Here is an 18,719-nt window from a genome sequence, read left to right on the forward strand (position 1 = left end):
GAAATCGAGAGATATACATCTCTTTTTTTCTCAAAAGAATATCCTCATTTTGCAACACATTTTTGACATAAAAATCTCTTTTTCTCATAAGCAATGTTTCAAATTGCAACAGATTTTATATCATATGGTGATCTTGTTTATTTTAGCAAATAAAAAATAAGACATTTTTTTAAAAAAAACTTATAATCAATGGCTTTTCCCCAATACATTTTTCCCTCTTATCTTAAATAAAAGACAATACCGCAAGCTCAACAGCCTCATGGGTCCCACGCCACCCCGTGACATTGCCCTCCCCCCTCACAAGAAGTGCTTCATGCCTTCAATACTTTAGTTTTTCATCTCTCGAGATCCCCTTTAAATTTTTAGCTTTCCGCCTTATTTGAAAAATAACTGTTTCTCTGTCATCAATTGGCTTTGCAAAAAGAATATAAAACTTTAAAAAAAATAATGATAAAGAATCGCATTGAACCTTTGAAAAGGATAGAGAATGATGAAAAAATCATGTGATGTGGCGATTTTAATGGGGAGCCAATCGGATTGGCAAACGATGTGCCATAGTGCAGATATTTTGACGAATCTTGGTATTTCTCATAGTTCGCATATTGTCTCAGCACACCGAACTCCTGAACGCCTTTATCAATTTGCAAAAGAAGCAAAAGAAGCAGGGTTTAAAGTTTTAATTGCCGGTGCGGGGGGTGCAGCGCATCTTCCAGGTATGTTAGCAGCCCTTACTCCTCTTCCTGTTTTTGGCGTTCCAGTGCATTCTCACTCTCTTTCTGGTCAAGATTCTTTGCTTTCAATCGTGCAAATGCCAGCAGGGATACCCGTCGGCACATTAGCAATTGGCAAAGCAGGTGCAATTAATGCAGCACTTTTAGCCGCAGCCGTTATGGCCGTTTATGACCATGATCTCGCCCAACGATTAGAAGATTGGCGTCAACAACAAACAGCCAATGTCGCCCAAACGCCTGTAACGGAGGTTTAAAATGGCACCGTTTTTCAACACCACCTCAGCCAACACCACCTCGTCCAACACCACTCCCTCCAACACCACCTCGTCCAACACCACCTTAGCCAACACCATGTTACCTCCAGGCAGCGTCATTGGTTTAATCGGGGGGGGACAATTAGCGCGGATGCTCGCCATAGCGGCCGCAGAATTAGGATTTCGAACCGTTATTTTTTGCCCTGAAGCCGATTGCCCAGCCGCTCAAACAGCAAACAACCATATTGTTTCCTCCTATGACGATATATCAGCTTTAGATCATTTTATTTCTCAGTGTGATGTTGTCAGCTATGAATTTGAAAATCTTTCGCTTCAAACGGTTCAATATGTAGAAAAGAGTAAGCCTGTTTATCCTTCTTCCAAAGCATTAGAGATCACGCAAGATCGACTTTTTGAGAAGCAATTTTTGCGTGATCAAGGGATTGGCACCGCGTTATGGCACGCTGTTGACAATTCTTCTTCTCTTCTTTCCGCTCTTGATACCTTAGGCGGACGTGGTCTTTTAAAGACGCGTCGTTTTGGTTATGACGGAAAAAACCAGATCAAGCTTGATCACCCAGATGAACAAACCCTTGACGAAGCCTTAAGGACTTTTCAGGAACAGCCTTGTATTTTAGAAGAAATAGTCCCTTTTTTATCGGAAATTTCGGTTCTTTCGGCACGTACAAAACAAGGAGAACATATTTTTTATGACTGCCCTGAAAATCAACACAAAAATGGTATTCTTCATAAGTCCTTTGTTCCATCACATATTCCACTTGACGTGCAAAAAGCAGCTCAAGAAATCAGTGTAACAGTCATGGATGCCCTCGATTATGTTGGTGTTCTTTGTATTGAACTTTTTGTCTTAACGAATGGTCATCTTTTAGTGAATGAATTAGCACCGCGTGTCCATAATTCTGGTCATTGGACACAAAAGGCATGCATAACTTCACAATTTGAACAGCATATCCGTGCTATTTGCGGACTTCCCTTAGGCAGTCCCTATCGCCATAGCGATTGCCAAATGACCAATCTTCTTGGTAACAATTTTAGCACGTTAAAATATTTTCTGAAGCAAGAGCGCACCTCGATCCATTTATATGGCAAAAGCACTGTTCACCCCAACCGCAAAATGGGGCATATCATCCAATTACTGGGACCAGCCAACAAATCTTAAGCCCACATATATACAAATACTTTTTCACACTTTCCCCCTAAATGAACTGAAAAAACAACCTCTCCCCCCACACCGATATCCATCGGCTTCAAAAGCGCCCCTAACCTTTTAATTCTCCCCTGAAAGGGCGTGAAGCCCTCCTACAAGCTCCTTCTCTCTTAAAAACATCACCTCTTCCCCCTCCAAACCGCTTCATCCTACACGAACATCTCATCCGCCCTCAAAAACAACCTCTCCCCCACACACCGATATCCAAGCAGTACAACAAGCGCTCCCAACCCTTCAACTCCACCCCCTAGCTCTTCTCCCCTTCCTTTTCTCAAAAATATCCCCCCACGGCTAAAAACAATCCACCAGCCCCCAACTTCACTACCCCTCCACCTCCCACAGCATAAATATTCCCCTATAACATACGCAGCCCCTTCATTTTTCTTTTAATGCCAATCTTTAAGAAATAGACTGATCTATTGCACCCCATAGATACCAATCCCCATGATTGCGCTTTTATTGTCTCTAGCTTCTCTTCTTATGTTCATTTTTTCACAAAAGCATTTTCACAAAAGCATCGTTTTGTTTTCCATAAAATCGCTGCAAAGAGGTAAAACGTATTACTCTCCCCAAACAACTCTCGAGAATTCGGCCCAATATCAGCCAGACGATAGCCCCCTCCAGCATAGCAACTTTCTTCTTTTTCTCCTCTCTCTTTTTCCTTCAACGGATAGAAGATTTTCTCCTTTCGTTAATTCCCCCCAACACATTCCTCGAAAAGGTTTCCTGAACTTCTCCCCAAAGGCTTAAGTTTCTTCTTTTCAGATCAATTTTTCTTCTCTCACAAAACCCTCCCCTTTTTTAGTGCATCAATTTTCTCACCTTTTAATCCTGTTAAGATAATGAATTATAAGGCACATCACCACCGTATAATGCGCATTGATTTTATGGCATCTTTTTATTGCATCTCGCACAATTCTTTATGAACTCCCCTTATCGTAAACGCACTTTGTTTACGCATATTCTTAACCACCCATAAGAGATTGTCTGTAACTCTCTAATCCTGCTCAGCAATGACATTCGTCACCCCCAACAGACCAGCGCTTCATGAAGTTCCCACAATTTTTCTCAATCCAAGCTTATTTCAAGAGCACCTAATAATTTATAAATATAAATGTTTATTTTATTATCCTGATAAAGCTAAACTATACTTTTTAATACTATTATTTTAACACTATCATTGCCTTTAAAACGCTCATTATGCGAAAAAATACTTCACTTCTAACAATAATAAAATAATTTCGCTTGTATCTTATCTTAATATGTGATTAACGTTCAGCATAAACTTAGATCTTTTTATAGCAAAAATACCATACAAAAGGGGAAAATAATGGAGGGTATCTCTTCAAACAAACTCAAAGATGAAAACAATGAAAATAAGGAAGCAACTTTAAATGAGGCACAGTCTGTTCCTCCCCAAAAACGTAAAGGAGTCCATTTAGACATATGTTGTTCCTTTTTCTTTTAACTTTTCGTAAACCCATTGTTTTCGTAACGAAAATCCTAGCGATAGGCTTTTTATTAATGGCAGGAATTCTTTGTCTAACATACCTCGCAGTAGGAAGAGAGTCATTACCCCTATCGATCGGGATACCAATGATCATTACGTCAGCTCTCTTTGGCATTTGCAACATGTATATAAATTGGTATTATGACATGCTTTTATTACGTTTATCGCCAGACAATGTGAACCTTTCACTCTTTCAATAAACATCATCATAGACCACCCTTGGGAAGGTCAAATTTTTCTACAGCATGGATATTAAAAGGAATTCAAACTATCCACATTCAAGAGCCAAAGTATATTCTCACTATACTGGTTCCCTCACCGGATAATTTGAATTCCCCCTCCGTTTGACAATATCCAGCACTCCACCCACGTAGAAATAATAGGGTTGCAAAAAATCATAAACTATTGCCTTAAAAGAGAAATTTATGCATAATCTTTCACTCTAACAGCACAGATTTAATCCCTCATTAAAAGTACCGAGCGCTCCGCTCCGTCCCTGATCTCCACGTCAAAGATATAATTACAGGATATGATTACAGCACTAAGCTTATCCATTCCCAAACCAAACATCCTCTCACCCCTCACGTAAAATAAAAAGCCTCAAACAGAAGACACTTGTGTTGCCAATTTACGCACTTGTTTTAAAGAAACACTTGGCCAATGCACATTGCCACCACTTCACAACAGCAGCCCCGGTCATAGAGCATAAAAACTCTCGATAATAACTTAAACATTCATAGTGCACCACCCTCTTTAAACTTATGAAGCGTAAACGCCAACCTCATCATACCGCTTTGCCAGTCTCCAATGTTACAACACTCTTAGCATTTGAAAGCATTCATAAAAGACCGTTTTATTCCTTATCTTCAAGTATCTTTACCATAGATCAATCCCGCTTGTGATATGCAAGCAGCGAATGCTATGCTTAAAGATACACAGATTTGCAATGAGAAAACCTTAAGACTATGCGAAACTCTTATTTTACTATGTTTTCTCTGAACAATAGAAATTTATCCTTATCAATTCATCATCTTCGTCATCATCATGCGGTTTATTTTTTAGGTTTTAAGAATAAGCCTTAAGAATATCCTCACACACGAACAAAAAACACCTCATGTTATAAATTTTACATGAGCCTTACTAAACGATGATATTTTACGAAAAAACAGGATTATTTTCTCACAAATAGGAAGCTTTTACTTTTTTCCACTCTTTGTGCTTTTTTATGTCCTTTTTTTTTACGAGAAAATTTTTACCTTCAAGGCAACCATTAACACACCCTAAGGAATTTGTAAGGGATATACCCTTGACAAGAATAAGACTTCTTGTTAAATCTCTCTTACTTTTTTGCAATTTTCACTTATCGTTGTGCTAATGAAGTGGTTAATGCGTACCTTAAGAGTGCGCTTTTCTTTTTGTGATCACAGTGAAAAAGTGTATCGTGTGATGTTATCATGCAAGTACGATATCGCAATGCAATGCTCATAGAGTAAGCAGTCTATTGGGGTTGTAATATTGTATTTTCGTGTTTTAATATTGTATTATAGTATTGTGTTACGTAAACTATTTAAACGGTGAATATGATGAAAATTAAAAATTCGCTTAAAGCACTAAAAGAGCGCCACCGTAACAATCGTTTGGTGCGTCGTAAGGGTCGTGTTTATATTCTTAATAAAACGAACCCACGTTTTAGAGCACGTCAGGGCTAATTCTTTTAGGACTAATTTCTTTAGGATCAATGTTTTTATGCCTACTTTAATTGTAGGCTTAAAAAATTTTTTTGCGTTTTTTTGGTTATAAGTCCGTTGATTACAAGTCTAGTATTTGATAATATTTGGTGATTTATCTTTTGGGGGCTTGTTTTTATGGATTCTTTTATTTTTTTAAAAGCCTTTCGATTTTTTCAGCTGCGTTTTTTCTGTATTTTTCAGCGTGCGTTTTTTCTTTTTTTTGTTGGTGTTTTTTGTTTTGTTCCCTCGAGCTATGGGCAAAATCCTCCTTCTCTTCCTGAAGATCGGCCTTCTCCACAATCGCTTTTACCATTAGATGATCTTATTCCCAATTCTCCTCCCCCTTCCTCAACGCCCTCCGATTCTGATTCCTCGGCGGTTATTCTTGAAGATCTTGACAAAGAGCAGCTTTCCCATGTTGACAGAGTTAAGCAACGCAAAGAAGCAGAAATTTCACGTTTACTCAAAGAATTGAAATATTGTGCTGATGTTGCTAAAGCGAAAAAGATCAGTCAACAACTTCAACATTTATGGTCCCAATCGGGGAGTGAGACGATTGATCTTTTAATGTCATGGGCTGAAAATGCACTCAACAGCGACGATTATGGACTTGCTCTTGATTATATTGATAATGCTCTTGCACTTTTACCTACTCATGCTGAAGCTTGGGTAAGGCGTGCTTGGATTCACATTCAACTGAACGATTTCAAACTTGCCCTGCTTGATCTCAACCATGCTCTTGAACTTGAGCCGCGCAATTATAGTGCTTTTTTTGAACTTGGCGTTGTCATGGAAGCAACGGAGCGTCCCAAACTTGCTCTTAAAGCTTATGAAACAGCATTGGATTACTATCCACAAATGCGCAGGATTCAAAAGCGCGTGCAAGCTCTGTTAGACGAACAATCACCCCAAGCTCTTTAAAACCATTCAAGAACAAGACACTTTACGACATCCTTTCAAATCTATATAAGACGCAAGCCGGCTTCACATTCCACTCAATAAACTCAGTCCCTGCACACGCCATCAAATACCATCCCAAGAAATTCCCCCCCAAGCAATTGACAATGTCTTTTTTGAATTTGGACCTTTTTTGTATTGAAGGCAGGGTCCAAACACTTCCAATATACTTCCTTCAGAATTTCTCTCATAGCAAAAAAACGCTGCACGCCTGCGTTCTCTTCACACCGCCTCTTTTTTTCACTATCCCTCCATCATGGATAAAAAGATGATAAAACACGATCCTCAAAAAATATTTTTTGAAAAAAGCTTAAAACATCGCTTAGCCCCTCTGATAAATAGTCATCGTCTTTTTTTTTATTTTTATAAAACCATAGCAGCACATACCATATCGGCTCTCTCCCCCCCTCAAAGTTGATAAAACAGCACTGAAATATTCCCTACAAGGAAAAAACTTCAAAGACGCAACGTCAGTTAAACAAACATTCTTGAATAAGAAATATTTCCCCTTCAAAGCTCCCCGAAACATTCCCCCCGAAACATAAAAATCAAGCGATTGCCAATGCATATCCTCCCCACACCTTAAAGCACGAAGTCTCTTAACCCACTTCGGACTGTAAACAATCCGAATTCTAGTAGACTTCACTTGGTTTCCCACATATGGGATTTTCTTAAACTTAAGGACATTGACCACACACATAAAAACATTGAACCTATCAAGGATAGCAACCTTATATTGCCAGTAAATAACAGTATGTTACGCCATAACAGGATAAAATTTGATACCATCACGACTTTCTATGCACGTTTTCATCTCCCAGTATAGTCACTTTCCTATTTTCCTTTAAATTGGAACAAATCTTTCTATTGGGTATAGACCACCAACACCCATTTTAAAATCTGTCATTTTAACGCTTTTACCAAGTTGAAAATCATCCAATGACTTGATATGAGGCGTTAATTTGTCAGAAGGTATATATGGGCAAACTGCTTGAAAGGTATTATCTTCAAATTGCAAACAATACCGACGACGAGCTAAATATTTAGCTGCTATAATTTTCTTTTTATTTTCTAATTTCCAAGCCCCTATTTTAGAGGGATGAATATCTAATTTTTTAGCATTTTCAGTTTTGAAACAATGGATACTATCAGTGTCACAATAGATAAAATTTTCAAGTCCAATTTTGTAAATAGACTCAATTAAAAACATACGAGCATAACTTCCAGCAAATAAAGAAATTGGCAAATAACCACATTTTTGGAATATTGTTTCACCCCAAATAAATCTAAGAACATCATTTTCAAATTCGATATATCTTTTAATTCTATGAGGACGTTCAGCCATTTTTCCACATAATGAATTAAGAAACATTTTTCCTATTCTGCTGATTGTTTTATCTGAAGAATTTTTCAATTCAAAAAATTCATCAATATAATCAGTAAAAAGGTCATCTCTTGCTTGAAAGAGATAACCATCTAATAATTCCAAATTTTGGTAGTGATAAGATTGTTTAAACAATTCAAATTCTTGTAATGTTAACATGAATATTTTTTTATGTTCACATTCGTGTTCAGATAAAATTTGTAAATATTCAACACCCCCAGATGATGATTGTGTGTTATTATTTAAAATAGGTATTTTGTTTTCTCTTAATTCTGCTGAATTTATATAAAATCTTTGAAGACCTAGAGGGTGTAAGTCATTAGTTTCAATTTTACCTTTTTTATAAAGAGGTGCCCCTATAGGTAATTGTTTTAACATCATAGCAGGGCCCATACTATTGACATCATAAATTTCAATTTCTTTATTTATGAATTTACCCATATATCTATTAAAAAAACAAAAACCACCGTCATTTGCTTTTCTAAAAATATAATCATCACCTTCTTCTAAAGATGGGAATAAATATGTTTCTGCTTTAATTTTTGTAAATTTTTTAAACATTTTTTCTGACCATACAGCTTTAGCATCAGCTGCAAAAGTCATTTTATTTCTTCCCCATTGGAGTCTTTTTTTGAGAGCAATGGCTAATCCCTTGCTTTCATTCACACAGCAATCGATATCATTTTGATGAATAATAACATCATCAATGCACTCAAAGAGAGAAGATTCACTTTGTTTTAAATCGGTAAAAGCTGTTATTATGTCTTGCAAAGGAACTAAAAATAACTCTAATGAATCGAATAGATAAACTCTTTTTGATTTATTTGATTGAAATGCAAGTTCCGATCTAAGAACTCTAGCATTTTGCGAGATAAAATCATAAAATTTAGGTGTTATAAGATCATTTTGATTAAAATGACACCAAGATCGAATAATAGCATAATCATAGTTTAGGTTATAAGCATAAAATCTTGTACTGTTTTCTATTTTTTTCACAAATTCTAAAAAAAGTCTAACAGGATCACCATCGTTTATTGTAAAAACAGTGATATCTGTTAGATCTTCAACATTAACAATTGAAACCATATAGGGCTTAACAGGTTCTTTAATTGTCGCCTTGAAAGTAAAAGTATATAATTTTCTAAAGTTGATAAGTCTCATGTTTCCTCCCTTTTTAGATTTTATCACCTCTTTATTGTGTTTGCTTCATTCTAAAGACAAAAAATATTTATCTTTTACTATATTTCGCTCTTCACGAACACTCTCATAGCCTTCACCCCATGATTGGAGATACCTTTTTACACTTAGAAAATCATAGAAACGAAAAGCGTTCACAATTTGCCCTCAAAGTTGATAAAACAGCACTGAAATATTCCCTACAAGGAAAAAACTTCAAAGAAGCAATATCAATTCAACAAACATCCTTAAATAAAAAATATTTCCCCTTCAAAGCTCCCAGAAACATTCCCCCCGAAACATAAAAATCAAGCGATTGGCAATAAACCGTTCTACGTCACTCAAACACCCACCCCCACTCATATTTTTTGCTTTTTTACTTTGAATAAGCCATCCATCATACAGCCATTTCGAGCAACCACCGACAATATCATCAATCTCTCCTGAAATACTTTATGAAAAAGAAGAGAGCGAGGTTATTTTATCTCTAGCAGAAACTCTGAAATTGTTTTATATTAAGGAGGGTGTTCTGCGCTTCTCGACAGGAAATAACGTATTCCTGAGACCTTAATGATCTCCAAGGGAGCTGTCCCTGATCAAGCCCGTGGGCTTTTTCATATGGCGCCCACCTATTTGTATAGGTTCCCGGGATCAGCTTTTTCCATCGGCTGTTGTGGATCACCCTTTATTTATATAACTTTTTTACATCAAATTTTTCCAGCTAAAATTGAGAGCGTCCTTTTACATAAGACCAATGACGATACTCTCTTTTCAAGAAATAAAAATTACGATAAGCTTTATTTTATAAAACAGACAGCACTTACAAAATAATCCCCTCTGTGAATCTGCTTCGCCCCTTCGCACGCAAGCAACGCAAAAGCGGCTTGTCGCACCAAAATACCCCCTAAAGAGCACACACTTTTTTTCATGCTTTTTTTTCATGAGCACAGCTCTTGTCCATACAGAGATTTACAAAACGCCAACAATGGATAAAATACCAGCATCTTATAAAACAATTGACGAGACAATGACAAATAATCCCCTCTGTGAATCTGCTTCATCCCTTCGCACGCAAGCAGCGCAAAAGCGGCTTGTTGCACCAAGATACCCCCTAAAGAACACACACTTTTTTCATGCTTTTTTTTCATGAGCACAACTCTTGTCCTAACAGAGATTTACAAAACGCCAACAATGGATAAAATACCAGCATCTTATAAAACAATTGACGAGACAATGACAAATAATCCCCTCTGTGAATCTGCTTCATCCCTTCGCACGCAAGCAGCGCAAAAGCGGCTTGTTGCACCAAGATACCCCCTAAAGAACACACACTTTTTTCATGCTTTTTTTTCATGAGCACAACTCTTGTCCTAACAGAGATTTACAAAACGCCAACAATGGATAAAATACCAGCATCTTATAAAATAATTGACGAGACAATGACAAATAATCCCCTCTATGAATCTGCTTCATCCCTTCGCACACAGCAACGCAAAAGCGGTTTATCGCGTCGTGATGCTCTTTTAACAGAAGAGCGTGCACTCTTTTCGCAGCGTGCTTGTTGCCACTTTATTGAATACCTTGAAAAGAAGGGAACCGATTTTTCACGCCTCATTTTAGCAGGCTATTGGCCCATTAAATCGGAAATTGACCCGCGTCCTTTACTGGATGCTGTAGCGTTACGCGGTGGGCATTTAGCCTTACCAGCAGTTCTTGATTCCACCACCATGATTTTCCGTGCCTTTTCGCCCAGCACAATTTTAGAGCCCATGCGTTTTGGCACCTTTGGTCCGGGTGCAGACAATGACGTTGTTGCCCCCAATAATATTATTGTTCCGCTTTCTGCGTTTGATCGTCAATGTCACCGTCTTGGCTATGGAGGAGGATACTATGACCGTGCTGTTGCAGCTCTTGAAAAACAAGGGCATCAAATGATATTATGGGGCATAGGATTTTCATGTCAGGAGGTTTCCTCTATTCCCGCAGCAGAACACGATCTACAGGTACAAGGAATTTTTACAGAAAAAGGTTTCTTAAAATGTTAAAATGTGATTAAAGCGCCTATGCGTTTTTTATTTTTAGGTGACATTGTTGGTAGCACAGGCTGTAAAGCTGTTTTTGAACACCTTCCTCAACTGATTGAGAAATGGCAGCTTGATTTTGTTGTGGTAAATGGTGAAAATGCCTCTGGTGGTTTTGGTCTCACACAAGAAACGTATCAAGATCTTTTGATAACCGGTGTTGATGTTGTCACCACAGGTAATCATGCTTTTTCTCACAAAGAAGCATTGCAGTATGCCCATGAGAGTGATCGTTTTTTACGCCCTGCCAATTTTTCGAAAGAAACTCCTGGAAAAGGTTCTGGTGTTTTTACGGCAAAAAATGGCGCCCGTGTTCTTGTCGCCAATCTGTTGGGCAACGTTTTTATGCCGTGTAAAGTAGAAGATCCATTTGAAACAGCGGAAAATATTCTGCTTGCCTGTTCGTTGATGGAGCAAGCCGATACGATTATTTTTGACTTTCACGCAGAAACGACAAGCGAGAAGCAATGTTTTGGCCATTTTCTTGATGGTCGTGTAAGTGTTATCGTTGGCACACATACGCATATTCCCACGGCTGACGCGCAGATCTTAGAAGGTGGGAGCGCCTATTTAACAGATGCAGGCATGTGTGGAGATTATAACTCCTCTCTTGGAATGGATAAAGAAGAACCCTTACACCGTTTTCTTTATAAGACGAAGCAAGATCGTTTTGAACCGGCCTGTGGTCCTGCCACCCTTTGTGGTTTAGCGGTTGAGATTTCAGATCGCACCGGTTTAGCAGAAAAGGTCTCGGCGGTACGGATTGGTCCTCATTTAAAGCCTGAAGTTCCGGATTTTTGGTAGCTTCTTTTAAGCCGCCCCTTTGATAGTTTCTTTCCAAGATTTCCTTTTGAGAACTCTATTTGACAAGACGACTTTTCCAGCCCTTCCCAAATCCTAAAAACACCCCACCCTCCAATTTGCCTAATACAGCAACTTTTCTAGCACAAATAAGTCACTCTTTTAAAAAAAATAAAGGATAAAGGATAAAATTTTTCGTGATTTTTAAAACGATGAGAAGGAGGTTTTATTTGGACATTTCTGCGGGGGGGGGGGGAGGAGAAATGCTAACCCCCTTCTCTAAAAAAAGCTTTATATAATAATTTATTATTTAGCAAGAGCCTCTTTAATCTTTTTTTGATTCTAACGAAAATTTAATCTTAAAATTGCTTTTTGCTTTTTAGGTTTGAGCTCTCTAAAACTTTTCAAAAGGATGTGCTCTTCTTTACTTGAAATCCTTTCATCACAGCAATACAAGACATTTTCTTTTGTTGAGAGATCCGTATAGAAAAAAGAAATGGGAACATTGAGAATATCAGCAATTTCCTGTAAACGCCCAGCTCCTATACGATTAGAGCCTTTTTCATATTTTTGGATTTGTTGAAAAGTCACCCCTAACTGGCTGCCTAATTTCTTTTGCGACATTCCCAGCATTGTTCTTTTAAAGCGAATTTTTCTGCCTATCGAAATATCGTTAAAGTGTGGATTTTTAGCTTTCACTTCAAGCTCCCCTGCCGGTTGCGAGCGCCCTCGCATTGGTATTCCGGGAGTCAAAAACACTGAATCCGAGTCAGCTTTTTTGCTTTTAGTGCTAGAGCGCACCTGGACATAGCAAAAACTCCCGGAATCTCGCGATACTTATAAAGCAGGCCAATGTTTCATCTTGGATTTTCAGGCTTTGGGTTTCACCATTCAACCACACTGTACGACGAGAACCCTGGTGCTTGTTCATAAAATAATTTCTGGAGACCAGCAATAAAATTTAAAACAGTGTTTTTATCTCATGAAACAATCAAACACAAAATTGCCTTCTGTTTTTGAGGTTTGAGCTCTCTAAAACTTTTCAAAAGAATGTGCTCTTCTTTACTTGCGATCCCTTCATCACAGCAATACAAGGCATTTTCTTTTGTCGAGAGATCCGTATAGAAAAAAGAAATGGGAACATTGAGAATATCAGCAATTTCCTGTAAACGCCCAGCTCCTATACGATTAGAGCCTTTTTCATATTTTTGGATTTGTTGAAAAGTCACCCCTAACTGACTGCCTAATTTCTTTTGCGACATTCCAAGCATTGTTCTTTTAAAGCGAATTTTTCTGCCTATCGAAATGTCGTTAAAGTGTGGATTTTTAGCTTTCACTTCAAGCTCCCCTGCCGGTTGCGAGCGCCCTCGCATAAGTATTCCGGGAGTCTGAAAGTACTGAGTTCAGTCAGCTTTTTTTGCTTTTAGTGCTCATCGCACCTGGACATGGCAAAAACTCCCGGAATCCCGGGATACCTACAAAAGTAGGCTAATCTTATGTACTGAACTTTAGGGCTTTCAGACCCTACTGATCGCTGCGTAGACGACCAAAGTTACCCTTTAAGGTATAAAGTAATTTCATGAAATTAGCAATAAAATTTAAAAACAGTCTTTATTTTATGAGCTCCACCCCCGCCTCTCAAACTTTTATGCCCGCTCGTAAAAACTCCAAAACCATGAAATAAAACCCACGTTTATTGAGAGGACTAATAACCCTTTATTTTTGAGATCACACCTCCCAAAAGCACACCTAACAACATATCACCCCCTCCCAAAGCCATTTTTGAGAGACATCTTACAGATTTACACTGTGATACGTTGGATTTTTGCGCCACAACGAGCCAATTTTTCTTCTAATCTCTCAAATCCACGATCAAGATGATAAACACGATTGACGATTGTTTCCCCCTTTGCCGCCAATGTAACAAGATAAGAGGGCTGCAATCACAAGAGAAACAACAAGCACGCAAATCCGTCGCCATGACAGGAGCCCCTTGCAAATTCTCTGTTCCATGAGATAGTTGCCCTCTCGCCCATCAAGCTTTATTTGCGCCCTCAAGCGATTGAGTTCTTGAACATGCATAAAACGATCTTCGAAAACCGTCTCTGTAATATGCGCGATTCCTTCAGCCCGTGTCATGCACCCCGCGTCATGAGCGCCATGAACGAAACTTAGACAATAATCACGAGCCTCCTCAAGAGTGAGAGAAGCAAAACTTTACACGAAAGAAAAACCATTCCGAAAAGAAAACAGCAGCCACAAAAGCCATACCCTTGAAAGATGGAGATTTGAAAGAACTATTGAGAAAATCATCAAGAATGTACGGCTCCAAAATTCCACAAGCAAGAGAGTAAACCATTAAAAATGCACCAGCCAAGCCCAGCGCCCCAAGCCCAGCCCCTCCCAACAAGCAAACATTGTGTTAAAACGCCCCCAAGCAATCGCCCCCCCCCTCAACCACAGCGCAAAGCATTCAGCATATCTTTGAAAGCTTTACACTGTGATGCGTTGGATTTTTGCACCACAACGAGCCAATTTTTCTTCTAATCTCTCAAATCCACGATCAAGATGATAAACACGATTGACGATTGTTTCTCCCTTTGCTGCCAATGCTGCAATCACAAGAGAAACAGAAGCACGCAAATCCGTCGCCATGACAGGAGCCCCTTGCAAATTCTCTGTTCCATAGACAGTTGCCGTCTGCCCATCAAGCTTTATCTGTGCCCCTAAGCGATTGAGTTCTTGAACATGCATAAAACGATTTTCGAAAACCGTCTCTGTAATATGCGCGCTTCCCTCAACCCCGTGTCATGAAAGCATGCCGCCCACACAACAGCCACCCCCCAAGCAACCTCTCAAAGCCATTTTTGAGAGACATCTTACAGATTTACACTGTGATACGTTGGATTTTTGCGCCACAACGAGCCAATTTTTCTTCTAATCTCTCAAATCCACGATCAAGATGATAAACACGATTGACGATTGTTTCCCCCTTTGCCGCCAATGTAACAAGATAAGAGGGCTGCAATCACAAGAGAAACAACAAGCACGCAAATCCGTCGCCATGACAGGAGCCCCTTGCAAATTCTCTGTTCCATGAGATAGTTGCCCTCTCGCCCATCAAGCTTTATTTGCGCCCTCAAGCGATTGAGTTCTTGAACATGCATAAAACGATCTTCGAAAACCGTCTCTGTAATATGCGCGATTCCTTCAGCCCGTGTCATGCACCCCGCGTCATGAGCGCCATGAACGAAACTTAGACAATAATCACGAGCCTCCTCAAGAGTGAGAGAAGCAAAACTTTACACGAAAGAAAAACCATTCCGAAAAGAAAACAGCAGCCACAAAAGCCATACCCTTGAAAGATGGAGATTTGAAAGAACTATTGAGAAAATCATCAAGAATGTACGGCTCCAAAATTCCACAAGCAAGAGAGTAAACCATTAAAAATGCACCAGCCAAGCCCAGCGCCCCAAGCCCAGCCCCTCCCAACAAGCAAACATTGTGTTAAAACGCCCCCAAGCAATCGCCCCCCCCCTCAACCACAGCGCAAAGCATTCAGCATATCTTTGAAAGCTTTACACTGTGATGCGTTGGATTTTTGCACCACAACGAGCCAATTTTTCTTCTAATCTCTCAAATCCACGATCAAGATGATAAACACGATTGACGATTGTTTCTCCCTTTGCTGCCAATGCTGCAATCACAAGAGAAACAGAAGCACGCAAATCCGTCGCCATGACAGGAGCCCCTTGCAAATTCTCTGTTCCATAGACAGTTGCCGTCTGCCCATCAAGCTTTATCTGTGCCCCTAAGCGATTGAGTTCTTGAACATGCATAAAACGATTTTCGAAAACCGTCTCTGTAATATGCGCGATTCCTTCAGCCCGTGTCATGAGCGCCATGAATTGCGCTTGGAGATCAGTTGGAAAAGCAGGATAAGGTCCTGTTTTAATATCAACGGGCATAATTTTGGTGTTCTTTGGATTTCGCTTAATATGAATTCCTTGAGGTTCTATTTGAATCTCGAGTCCTGTTTTTTGGAGCACCTTAAGCACTTTTGTGAGATGATTAGGATTTGCATTTTTAAGAAAGACATCTCCTCCCGTCATAGCAACAGCCATTGCATATGTTCCCGCTTCGATTCGATCAGCAATAACGCGTACTCTAGCACCGTTGAGTTTTTTAACCCCTTCAATTGTAAGCGTTGTTGTTCCTTCACCGGTTATTTGAGCCCCCATAGCATTCAGGGTTCGAATAAGGTTTGTCACTTCTGGCTCACAAGCCGCATTCTCAAGAGTGGTTGTTCCCTTTGCCATTGTCGCCGCCATCAGCAGCACATGGGTTCCACCAACAGTGACTTTAGGGAAACGATAGTGAGCACCTTTTAACCCCTTTAGCGCTTTTGCATGAACATATCCATTTTCGATCGTAATCTGTGCGCCTAAAGTTTTAAGTCCCTCAAGGATAAAATCGACAGGCCTTGTTCCAATAGCGCATCCTCCAGGAAGCGAAACATAAGCCTCTGCGCATCGTGCAAGCAGAGGTCCGATAACCCAAAAGCTTGCACGCATTTTTTTCACCAGTTCATATGGCGCCCGTGTTGTAGCTATTTTTTGCGCCGTAAAATGAATTGTTCTTGAATTCACACATTCATCGTTAAACTCTTGTCCATCAACGGCATATCCAACACCATGATTATTGAGAATACGAATAAGCAATTCAACATCGGCCAGATGCGGAATATTTTCTAAAGTGAGCGTTTCTTCTGTCAGCAGCGCCGCAATCATAAGAGGCAATGCAGCATTTTTTGCCCCAGAAATAGGAATTGTTCCTTGAAGTTTTTCTCCCCCAACAATTTGAATAGAATCCATCGTGTTTTCCCTCTTTTCCTTTGTGCCTGCCCTTCCAAAGGATTATCCCCCTTCGGGAAGTTATGCTTTATTAATCGTTTTAGAACGCATTCTAACTATGAGAACAAATTATTGAGAAGTTTGGTTGCAAAAATTTACTAAAAAACATTTTTTTGCATTTTAGAGCTTTTTGCATTTTAGAGCTCTGGTTGTGCTCTTTTTCGGCTTTGCTCTTTTCGACGTTTCAGGTTTTGACGCAATTGTTGTGCCAATCTTTCTTGACGTCGTTTTGCTTTTTCATCTTGATGATTAATTTCATTTTGTTTTTGTTTTTGATGCATTTGTGTCATTGCGCAACCTTTTAAACAGTGTTGAGCTTCTATCCAAGCAACTCATTTAGATATTTAAGCATATAAGAAACATATGTCATGACATAAGATACGTTTTCTTGCAAGAATATACAAATGTTCTCTTGCCTATTTTCTGACAATATGGCACAAGACAGCGCAAAGATTGAAAAGGGCTGCGGTAGCTCAGTGGTAGAGCACTCCCTTGGTAAGGGAGAGGTCGAGAGTTCAATCCTCTCTCGCAGCACCATTTTATTCTTCTTTTGCCTCTCTCTTTTTGCCCTTATAAGTCTTCCCTATAAGCCTAAATCTTTTCCCCCAACCTTCATCGGCTTCATCAAATCCTCCATCCTTTAAACCATGCGCTTCAATAGCCTCAAAATCAGTAGCTTCAAAATCAATAGCCTCAATGCCACGCTTAATCTCTAAAATGCCTTACGAACGGCTTTTGAAATTGACCGCCCCCAAAGAATATCCCCCACCCCTTGCCTCCCTCCCCTTTCCTTGCCTCCCCCTCTTTCCTTTCTGTAAGATTTGCCCCCTATCCTTCTCTTTGCCAAGCCTCACTATTGCAACAGCTCTTAGCACTTGAGACGGTATAGGCATTTTTATTTTTTCAATATTTTATTTCTTGAATATTTTTCCCCACAAGCTCACCCTGTTTGTAATATGCAAACAAACGATTTTACTTGATTCAATATAAGAGCGTCTGAATAAGAAGGGTTGAAATAAGAACATCTCACACTATTTCGGGCTCTCATTGAAATTCAAATTGAATCTCAATAATGAATTATTATAAACTCATTGTTTGAACATATCCCATTGATACCTTTATCCGCCCCAAAATGAATAATCTTATCTTTCTAGCCTCTCTATCCACCTCAAGCAACACAAGTATTCCCTGTAAAAATTAGAATAAGCTTCATCGATCCTATTCGTCATTTACAACAAATCTAACAGAGCCATTTCCAGAACCTCCTCTCAACGCCTTTCCCATTCTCCCCACCCCTTACCAAAAGAAAAAAAACAAACAGTGATACCCCTCCACAGTGAAGCTTTCAAGAAGCCACCCCACGCTCCCATATGGCAAAAATCCCATATACCAGACATCCCATATACCAGAAAATTGATAGCCCGCGGTTTCAAAGAAGATCCCTCATTACCAATTTTATACACTATGATTTTCCACGTGTTCTAAGCCATCCCTCTTTCAACACGCATCTTTTTTATACGAATACTTTGATTGATACAGATAGCGTTATTCCTCTTGCATAAGAATCCGAAGAGCAAAAAATTCTCTCCCCCTCTATTCTATTGAAATCAATCACTCCTCTTCGCTTACAGTTCACAAACAGAAAGATCCGTATGGCGAGAAACTTTCCAAGAAAAGCATATCTCTTCGTAAGAAGCCTCCCAGTAAACGAGATTATGAATCGTCTCAAGAGCTACAGCCCATGCCGCAATTTTGGCAACGGGCCCCCAATAGTACCAACTTACTTTTTCATAAAGTAAGATAGGGTGCGCAATGTTTATAATCTACAGGGTTTTATAACCTCTGGGGTTTATAATTTACGGGGCTTGACCGTTATACCCCTCACGATATTATTCACAAGCGCCAGTATGAAATTTATGAACGCCGGCATAAAATGGCTGTGAAATGAGCTTAG

The 18,719-nt window shown here is 39.3% G+C and carries 14 protein-coding genes, 1 tRNA gene, 1 other RNA gene and 3 pseudogenes; 10 read left to right on the top strand and 9 right to left on the bottom strand.

All coding sequences use genetic code 11. The features are described from left to right. The first annotated feature begins 487 nt into the window (after positions 1–487). Together purE and ACFIMP_RS04485 are read left to right on the top strand one after the other, a co-directional pair. On the top strand, positions 488–985 hold the full coding sequence (gene purE / locus ACFIMP_RS04480; RefSeq protein ID WP_375610656.1) for a 5-(carboxyamino)imidazole ribonucleotide mutase: 498 nt from the start codon (positions 488–490) through the stop codon (positions 983–985). Between the two features lies 1 nt (position 986). Continuing rightward, a complete protein-coding gene (locus ACFIMP_RS04485; RefSeq protein ID WP_375686057.1) occupies positions 987–2,165 on the top strand; it encodes a 5-(carboxyamino)imidazole ribonucleotide synthase in 1,179 nt (392 codons plus the stop codon). 197 nt (positions 2,166–2,362) lie between these two features. On the opposite strand, the gene ACFIMP_RS04490 is transcribed toward ACFIMP_RS04485, so the two are convergent. After that, entirely contained in the window at positions 2,363–2,488 is a 126-nt protein-coding gene (locus ACFIMP_RS04490) for a hypothetical protein (protein WP_375627706.1), read from the bottom strand. A 2,818-nt stretch (positions 2,489–5,306) separates the two neighbouring features. On the opposite strand from ACFIMP_RS04490, the gene ykgO reads away from it, so the two are divergent. Then, entirely contained in the window at positions 5,307–5,432 is a 126-nt protein-coding gene (ykgO, locus tag ACFIMP_RS04495) for a type B 50S ribosomal protein L36 (RefSeq protein ID WP_004863016.1), read from the top strand. Positions 5,433–5,588: 156 nt separating this feature from the next. After that, a complete protein-coding gene (locus ACFIMP_RS04500) occupies positions 5,589–6,374 on the top strand; it encodes a tetratricopeptide repeat protein (RefSeq protein WP_375621482.1) in 786 nt (261 codons plus the stop codon). 880 nt (positions 6,375–7,254) lie between these two features. Here ACFIMP_RS04500 and ACFIMP_RS04505 read toward each other — a convergent pair. Further along, positions 7,255–8,955, bottom strand: a complete 1,701-nt coding sequence (locus tag ACFIMP_RS04505) for a DNA polymerase (RefSeq protein ID WP_375654331.1) — start codon at positions 8,953–8,955, stop codon at positions 7,255–7,257. Positions 8,956–9,493: 538 nt separating this feature from the next. Between ACFIMP_RS04505 and ssrS the strand changes: the two genes are divergently transcribed. The 5 genes from ssrS to ACFIMP_RS04530 all read left to right on the top strand — a co-directional run bounded on the left by ssrS (position 9,494) and on the right by ACFIMP_RS04530 (position 11,855). Further along, positions 9,494–9,654, top strand: a non-coding RNA gene (gene ssrS / locus ACFIMP_RS04510) — 6S RNA. A gap of 256 nt (positions 9,655–9,910) precedes the next feature. Then, a complete protein-coding gene (locus ACFIMP_RS04515; RefSeq protein WP_375636923.1) occupies positions 9,911–10,120 on the top strand; it encodes a hypothetical protein in 210 nt (69 codons plus the stop codon). Then, positions 10,117–10,326, top strand: a complete 210-nt coding sequence (locus ACFIMP_RS04520; RefSeq protein ID WP_375686058.1) for a hypothetical protein — start codon at positions 10,117–10,119, stop codon at positions 10,324–10,326. Before ACFIMP_RS04515 ends, ACFIMP_RS04520 begins: the two co-directional genes overlap by 4 nt. Before the next feature lie 83 nt (positions 10,327–10,409). Next, complete coding sequence (locus ACFIMP_RS04525) at positions 10,410–11,015, top strand: 5-formyltetrahydrofolate cyclo-ligase (protein ID WP_375682725.1); 606 nt, start codon at positions 10,410–10,412, stop codon at positions 11,013–11,015. An 18-nt stretch (positions 11,016–11,033) separates the two neighbouring features. Continuing rightward, positions 11,034–11,855, top strand: a complete 822-nt coding sequence (locus ACFIMP_RS04530; protein ID WP_375613599.1) for a TIGR00282 family metallophosphoesterase — start codon at positions 11,034–11,036, stop codon at positions 11,853–11,855. Positions 11,856–12,194: 339 nt separating this feature from the next. On the opposite strand, the gene ACFIMP_RS04535 is transcribed toward ACFIMP_RS04530, so the two are convergent. From ACFIMP_RS04535 to ACFIMP_RS04565, 7 genes and pseudogenes are all read right to left on the bottom strand, one after another. Beyond that, the gene (locus ACFIMP_RS04535) at positions 12,195–12,653 is read right to left on the bottom strand and encodes a helix-turn-helix domain-containing protein (protein ID WP_375686059.1); all 459 of its coding nucleotides are present in this window, start codon (positions 12,651–12,653) and stop codon (positions 12,195–12,197) included. Between the two features lie 179 nt (positions 12,654–12,832). After that, positions 12,833–13,225 (bottom strand): helix-turn-helix domain-containing protein, encoded by a 393-nt coding sequence (locus ACFIMP_RS04540; RefSeq protein WP_375675217.1) that lies wholly within the window; start codon positions 13,223–13,225, stop codon positions 12,833–12,835. A 429-nt stretch (positions 13,226–13,654) separates the two neighbouring features. Continuing rightward, positions 13,655–13,991, bottom strand: a pseudogene (locus ACFIMP_RS04545) (carboxyvinyltransferase); the annotation flags it as partial. Between the two features lie 354 nt (positions 13,992–14,345). Then, positions 14,346–14,651, bottom strand: a pseudogene (locus ACFIMP_RS04550) (carboxyvinyltransferase); the annotation flags it as partial. Positions 14,652–14,739: 88 nt separating this feature from the next. Further along, positions 14,740–15,076: pseudogene (locus ACFIMP_RS04555) on the bottom strand (carboxyvinyltransferase); the annotation flags it as partial. 354 nt (positions 15,077–15,430) lie between these two features. After that, positions 15,431–16,726 carry a UDP-N-acetylglucosamine 1-carboxyvinyltransferase gene (murA, locus tag ACFIMP_RS04560; RefSeq protein ID WP_375613603.1) on the bottom strand — a complete coding sequence of 432 codons (1,296 nt, stop codon included), beginning with the start codon at positions 16,724–16,726 and terminating at the stop codon, positions 15,431–15,433. Between the two features lie 176 nt (positions 16,727–16,902). Then, complete coding sequence (locus ACFIMP_RS04565) at positions 16,903–17,055, bottom strand: hypothetical protein (RefSeq protein ID WP_375607050.1); 153 nt, start codon at positions 17,053–17,055, stop codon at positions 16,903–16,905. A 172-nt stretch (positions 17,056–17,227) separates the two neighbouring features. Between ACFIMP_RS04565 and ACFIMP_RS04570 the strand changes: the two genes are divergently transcribed. Beyond that, positions 17,228–17,302 (top strand) — tRNA-Thr (locus ACFIMP_RS04570). Positions 17,303–18,719: the final 1,417 nt, after the last annotated feature.

Source organism: Bartonella sp. AP65SXKL (genome assembly GCF_042195725.1).
GTDB lineage: Bacteria > Pseudomonadota > Alphaproteobacteria > Rhizobiales > Rhizobiaceae > Bartonella.

Excerpts from the sequence above, each read along its gene's own strand:
- purE (WP_375610656.1), top strand. The coding sequence starts at position 488 with ATGATGAAAAAATCATGTGATGTGGCGATTTTAATGGGGAGCCAATCG.
- ACFIMP_RS04485 (WP_375686057.1), top strand. The coding sequence starts at position 987 with ATGGCACCGTTTTTCAACACCACCTCAGCCAACACCACCTCGTCCAAC.
- ykgO (WP_004863016.1), top strand. The coding sequence starts at position 5,307 with ATGAAAATTAAAAATTCGCTTAAAGCACTAAAAGAGCGCCACCGTAAC.
- ACFIMP_RS04500 (WP_375621482.1), top strand. The coding sequence starts at position 5,589 with ATGGATTCTTTTATTTTTTTAAAAGCCTTTCGATTTTTTCAGCTGCGT.
- ACFIMP_RS04505 (WP_375654331.1), bottom strand. The coding sequence starts at position 8,955 with ATGAGACTTATCAACTTTAGAAAATTATATACTTTTACTTTCAAGGCG.
- ACFIMP_RS04515 (WP_375636923.1), top strand. The coding sequence starts at position 9,911 with ATGAGCACAGCTCTTGTCCATACAGAGATTTACAAAACGCCAACAATG.
- ACFIMP_RS04520 (WP_375686058.1), top strand. The coding sequence starts at position 10,117 with ATGAGCACAACTCTTGTCCTAACAGAGATTTACAAAACGCCAACAATG.
- ACFIMP_RS04525 (WP_375682725.1), top strand. The coding sequence starts at position 10,410 with ATGACAAATAATCCCCTCTATGAATCTGCTTCATCCCTTCGCACACAG.
- ACFIMP_RS04530 (WP_375613599.1), top strand. The coding sequence starts at position 11,034 with ATGCGTTTTTTATTTTTAGGTGACATTGTTGGTAGCACAGGCTGTAAA.
- ACFIMP_RS04540 (WP_375675217.1), bottom strand. The coding sequence starts at position 13,225 with ATGCGAGGGCGCTCGCAACCGGCAGGGGAGCTTGAAGTGAAAGCTAAA.
- murA (WP_375613603.1), bottom strand. The coding sequence starts at position 16,726 with ATGGATTCTATTCAAATTGTTGGGGGAGAAAAACTTCAAGGAACAATT.
- ACFIMP_RS04565 (WP_375607050.1), bottom strand. The coding sequence starts at position 17,055 with ATGACACAAATGCATCAAAAACAAAAACAAAATGAAATTAATCATCAA.